A 5044-nucleotide genomic window follows, 5' to 3' on the forward strand; every position below is an offset into this window, starting at 1 on the left:
TTGTTTTTTTTTTTTCTTGCGCCCCCCTTCCCCCACACCCCCCTCGCGGCGGCGCCGCTCCCCCCCCCCCCCCCCCCCCCCGCTCCTACACGCACCTCCCACCTGCGGGCCCGGAGAACCATGAACCACAGCATTGTCCAGAGCCACCAGGACTCCGACCTGTTCGGCCTGCTCTATGGCTTCAGCTTTCGCCCCGGCCAGCCTGGCCTGGAGATCGATTCGCCGACCGCTCTGCAACGCCTGCGGGAGCCACGCGCGGCGGATGAATTCCTCTGGCTGCACCTGAACCTCGCGCACGCCGCCTGCGAGCGCTGGATGAAGTCGCACCTGGATCTGCCCGACTACTTCTTCGAGACCCTGCGCGAAGGCTCGCGCTCCACCCGCATCGAACATGTCGACGGCGCGCTGCTGGCGGTGGTCAACGACGTGGTGTTCGATTTCGACAGCCGTCTGTCCTCGGACGTCGCCACCCTCTGGGTCTGCGCCCGTGGCCGCCTGCTGGTCACCACCCGTGCGCAGCCGCTGCGCTCGGTGGACACGCTGCGCTCCTCGGTGAAGCATGGCGAGAGCTTCAACTCGCCGCTGGAGCTGCTGATCCACCTGCTGCGCGACCAGGGCGAAATCCTTACCCGTATCGTCCGCGAGACCAGCATCAGCGTGGACCGCATCGAAGACCAGTTGCTGTCCTCGCGCCTGTCTGCCAGCCGCGCCGACCTGGGCGCCATGCGTCGAGTGCTGGTGCGCCTGCAACGCCTGCTGGCGCTGGAGCCGGGCTCGCTGATGCGCCTGCTCAACCGCCCGCCGGTGTGGCTGACCGAGGACGATGTGCGCGTGCTGCGCGAGGCTACCGAGGAGTTTTCCCTGGTGATCAACGACCTCACGGCGCTTGGCGAGCGCATCAAGCTGCTGCAGGAAGAGATCGCCGCGAAGTTCAACGAGCAGAGCAACCGCACGCTGTTCACCCTCACCGTGGTCACGGTGCTGGCGTTGCCGATCAACATCATCGCCGGCTTCTTCGGCATGAACGTCGGCGGCATTCCCTTCTCCGGCGACCCGGAGGGTTTCTGGATCCTGGTGGTGCTGGTGGCCAGCTTCACCGGCCTGGCCGGGCGCTGGGCGTTTCGCAAACGCGACGATTACTGATCGATATCGGTATGCGGCCTCTTGTAGGAGCGGGCTTGCTCGCGAACATTCCCAGCACCAGAGCTGCGGGTTGACACCGTTCGCGAGCAAGCTCGCTCCTACAGGTCTGCGCCGGCGCAACATGCCTCTGTAGGAGCGGACTCCGTCCGCGATAGTTTCCCGGCTGCTCCCCTGAGCCAAGGCAAAAAAAGACCGGCCCAGTGGCCGGTCGAGGGGGAAGAAAGCGTCGTCAGCGGCAGACGCGGGCGATGGCTGCCGCCAGGTGGTCCAGGCGTTCGCCGTCGAGCCCGGCGATGTTCGCGCGGCCGCTGCTCACCAGGTAGATGCTGTGCTCCTCGCGCAGGATGCGCACCTGCTCGGCTTGCAGACCGGTGTAGGAGAACATGCCGCGCTGGATGGCGATGTGCGCGAAGCGCTCCGCCAGCCCGTGGGGGCGCAACGCTTCCACCAGGCCGACACGCAGCTCGGCGATGCGTCCGCGCATGCCGTCCAGTTCGTCCAGCCAGAGGCCTTTGAGTTCCGGGTCGCCGAGGATGGTGGCGACCACTTCCGCGCCATGGGCCGGCGGGGTGGACCACAGGTTGCGGGCGAACAGCGCCAGCTGGCTGCGGATGTCGGTGAGCTTGTCGGCGTTCTCGGCGCAGACGATCAGCGCGCCGACGCGGTCGCGGTAGAGGCCGAAGTTCTTCGAGCAGGAGCTGGTGATCAGCACCTCGGGCAGGTTCTGCGCCAGCAGGCGCACCGAGTAGGCGTCCTCTTCCAGCCCATCGCCCAGGCCCTGGTAGGCGAAGTCCAGCAGCGGCAGCAGCTCGCGGCGACGGACGATCTCCAGCACGCGTTGCCACTGCTCGTGGTCCAGATCGAAGCCGGTGGGGTTGTGGCAGCAGGCATGCAGCAGCACCACGTCGCCCTGGGGAATTTTCTCCAGCATGGCGAACATGGCTTCCGCGTCGAGGCGGTTGTCCGCGCCGACGTAGGGGTAGTGCTTGATCGGCACGCCGGCGGCGGCGAACAGGGTCTCGTGGATCGGCCAGGTCGGGTCGCTCAGCCAGATATTCCTGCCCGGCAGGCAATGCGCGATGAACTCCGCGGCCAGGCGCAGGGCGCCGGTGCCGCCGGGTGTCTGGGTGGCGTCGGCGCGGGCATCGGCCAGCAGCGGCGAGGTGACGCCCAGCACCAGCTCGCACAGGCGCGCGGCGAACAGCGCATCACCGTGGCTGCCGACATAGCTCTTGGTGGTCTCGCTATCCACCAGGCGCTGTTCGGCGAGCTTCACCGCGCGGGGGATCGGCGTGAGGCCCTGGGCGTCCTTGTAGACGCCCACGCCAAGGTCGAGCCGCGCGGGATTGGGGTCCGCCCGGTAGGCTTCGAGCAGGCCCAGGATCGGGTCGCCCGGTACGCGGGTGACCTTGGCGAAATGGCTCATTTGCGTCCCTCTGCTTTCGCGGCCAGCTCGTCGGTGCGCGCGGCCATGATGAAGTCGTTGCGGTGCAGGCCCCTGAGCTCGTGGCTCCACCAAGTGACGGTGACCTTGCCCCATTGGGTCAGCAGGTCGGGGTGGTGGCCTTCTTCCTCGGCGATGGCGCCCACCGCGTTGGTGAATGCCAGGGCATGCCTGAAGTTCTTGAACAGGAAGACCCGCTCCAGTTCCATATGATCGTCGCGGACTTCGATGTTCCAGTCCGGAATCTGCTTGATCAGCACCGCCAGTTCTTCGTCGGACACCTTCGGGGCGTCGGCGCGGCAGGCTTCGCAATGGGCTTGGGTGAGTGCGGTCATCAAAGGTTCTCCTTGTCGTGGGGTGGCATAGGAGTGCGCTCGCGAACCATCTTAGGCTCGCGAGCACGTCTCATCCTAGGCACAGATGGGATCGATTGCAGCGGATCAGGCGGCCTGTTTCGGCGGGAACTTCGGCGCGTGCAGGCCCAGGCGCATGGCTTCGCGCACCAGCGCCATGATGTCCTCATGGGCCAGTTCGAACAGGCGCTTGAGCTCCGGCAGCACGAAGTACAGGGGCTGCAGGATGTCGATGCGGTACGGCGTGCGCATGCATTCCAGCGGGTCGAAGGCCTGGTGCTCGGGCTCGCCGGAAAGGCTGTAGACCGTCTCCTTGGGCGAGGAGAGGATGCCGCCGCCGTAGATGCGCAGGCCCTGCGAGGTATCCAGCAGGCCGAACTCGATGGTCATCCAGTAGAGGCGGGCGAGGAACACCCGTTCCTCCTTGCTGGCGGCCAGGCCGAGCTTGCCGTAGGTATGGGTGAACTCGGCGAACCAGGGGTTGGTGAGCAGCGGGCAGTGGCCGAAGATCTCGTGGAAGATGTCCGGCTCCTGCAAATAGTCCAGCTCTTCCGGGGTGCGGATGAAGGTGGCGACGGGGAACTGCTGGCTGGCCAGCAGCTCGAAGAAGGTCTGGAAGGGAATCAGCGCCGGCACCCGCGCCACGCGCCAGCCGGTGGTGGCCTGGAGCACCCGGTTGACCTCGCCCAGTTGCGGGATGCGCTCATGTGGCAGTCCCAGTTGCTCGATGCCGTCCAGATACTCCTGACAAGCGCGGCCCTCGATCACTTTCAGCTGGCGGGTGATCAGGGTGTTCCAGACCTGGTGCTCGGTTTCCGGGTAGTGGATGAAACCGTCGTCGTCAGGTTGGCGGGCCACGTACTGCGTTGTCTTCATGAAGCCTCCGGCGTCGAGCTGCCTGTTCTTGTGATGACTCACAAATAGCGCGATGCGTGCTGTCGAACAGCCCCTCTGGCGCGGCTCTGGCAAGCGCCATGCGCGGTAATCCGTAAAGAATTGATTACGCTTGGCGGCGTGCGCATCTGGATATGGCTTGAAGGTGCGCTGATCTGTCACATATTCTTGACGGTAAATTCCGACCGCCTTGCGAAAATCCGCGTCGGAGCGCCCACCACAACGACAACCACGGGCCCGCCATGCGCATCAAAGTGCACTGCCAGAACCGCGTCGGCATCCTGCGCGACATCCTCAACCTGCTGGTCGACTACGGCATCAACGTCAATCGCGGCGAAGTCGGCGGCGAGCAGGGCAACGCCATCTACCTGCTCTGCCCGAACCTGATCAACCTGCAGTTCCAGTCGCTCAAGCCCAAGCTCGAAGCGGTGCCGGGGGTATTCGGCGTCAAGCGCGTCGGCCTGATGCCCAGCGAACGCCGTCACCTGGAACTGAATGCGCTGCTGGCGGCGCTGGAGTTCCCGGTGCTGTCCATCGACATGGCCGGGCAGATAGTCGCGGGCAACCGCGCTGCCGCCCAGTTGCTGGGCGTGCGTGTCGATGAAGTTCCCGGCATCCCGCTGTCGCGCTACGCCGAAGACCTCGACCTGCCGGAGCTGGTGCGGGCCAACAAGGCGCGTATCAATGGCTTGCGGGTCAAGGTGAAGGGCGACGTGTTCCTCGCCGACATCGCGCCGCTGCAATCCGAACACGACGAAAGCGAAGCGCTGGCCGGCGCCGTGCTCACCCTGCACCGCGCCGACCGCGTCGGCGAGCGCATCTACAACGTGCGTCGCCTGGAGCTGCGCGGTTTCGACAGCATCTTCCAGAGCTCGCGGGTGATGGCCGCCGTGGTCCGCGAGGCGCGCCGCATGGCACCGCTGGATGCGCCGCTATTGATCGAGGGCGAGACCGGCACCGGCAAGGAGCTGCTGGCCCGCGCCTGCCACCTTGCCAGCCCACGCGGGCAGTCGCCGTTCATGGCGCTGAACTGCGCCGGCCTGCCCGAATCCATGGCCGAGACCGAGCTGTTCGGCTACGGCCCCGGCGCCGTGGGAGGCGCGCGCCCCGCAGGGAAGCGCGGCCGGGAGGAGTTTACCCCCCCCGGGACGCATGTACTCCACCAGTGTCATATAAAAAAATTAAGCAGCCGACGAAAATAGAGGTGTTT

Annotated in this window: 4 protein-coding genes and 1 pseudogene; 2 read left to right on the top strand and 3 right to left on the bottom strand. The window is 66.0% G+C overall.

Annotated elements, in window-relative coordinates:
• Window positions 1–120: 120 nt before the first annotated feature.
• Complete coding sequence (locus tag ACCC94_RS27615) at window positions 121–1143, top strand: transporter (RefSeq protein ID WP_413352780.1); 1023 nt, start codon at window positions 121–123, stop codon at window positions 1141–1143.
• A gap of 229 nt (window positions 1144–1372) precedes the next feature.
• Here ACCC94_RS27615 and ACCC94_RS27620 read toward each other — a convergent pair whose 3' ends face one another.
• From ACCC94_RS27620 to phhA, 3 genes are all read right to left on the bottom strand, one after another.
• Entirely contained in the window at window positions 1373–2569 is a 1197-nt protein-coding gene (locus ACCC94_RS27620; RefSeq protein WP_413352782.1) for an amino acid aminotransferase, read from the bottom strand.
• Window positions 2566–2922, bottom strand: a complete 357-nt coding sequence (locus ACCC94_RS27625; protein WP_413352783.1) for a 4a-hydroxytetrahydrobiopterin dehydratase — start codon at window positions 2920–2922, stop codon at window positions 2566–2568. Before ACCC94_RS27625 ends, ACCC94_RS27620 begins: the two co-directional genes overlap by 4 nt.
• Window positions 2923–3027: 105 nt before the next feature.
• Window positions 3028–3816: a phenylalanine 4-monooxygenase gene (gene phhA, locus ACCC94_RS27630; RefSeq protein WP_413352784.1), complete on the bottom strand. Its 789-nt coding sequence runs from the start codon at window positions 3814–3816 to the stop codon at window positions 3028–3030.
• Between the two features lie 260 nt (window positions 3817–4076).
• Here phhA and ACCC94_RS27635 point away from each other — a divergent pair.
• Window positions 4077–4985: pseudogene (locus tag ACCC94_RS27635) on the top strand (sigma 54-interacting transcriptional regulator); the annotation flags it as partial.
• Between the last annotated feature and the right edge of the window lie 59 nt (window positions 4986–5044).

The organism is Pseudomonas sp. Pseusp97, assembly GCF_047304025.1.
GTDB lineage: Bacteria > Pseudomonadota > Gammaproteobacteria > Pseudomonadales > Pseudomonadaceae > Pseudomonas.

What these genes read in the sequence shown, in the direction of transcription:
- ACCC94_RS27615 (WP_413352780.1), top strand. Translation starts at nt 121, where the DNA reads ATGAACCACAGCATTGTCCAGAGCCACCAGGACTCCGACCTGTTCGGC.
- ACCC94_RS27620 (WP_413352782.1), bottom strand. Translation starts at nt 2,569, where the DNA reads ATGAGCCATTTCGCCAAGGTCACCCGCGTACCGGGCGACCCGATCCTG.
- ACCC94_RS27625 (WP_413352783.1), bottom strand. Translation starts at nt 2,922, where the DNA reads ATGACCGCACTCACCCAAGCCCATTGCGAAGCCTGCCGCGCCGACGCC.
- phhA (WP_413352784.1), bottom strand. Translation starts at nt 3,816, where the DNA reads ATGAAGACAACGCAGTACGTGGCCCGCCAACCTGACGACGACGGTTTC.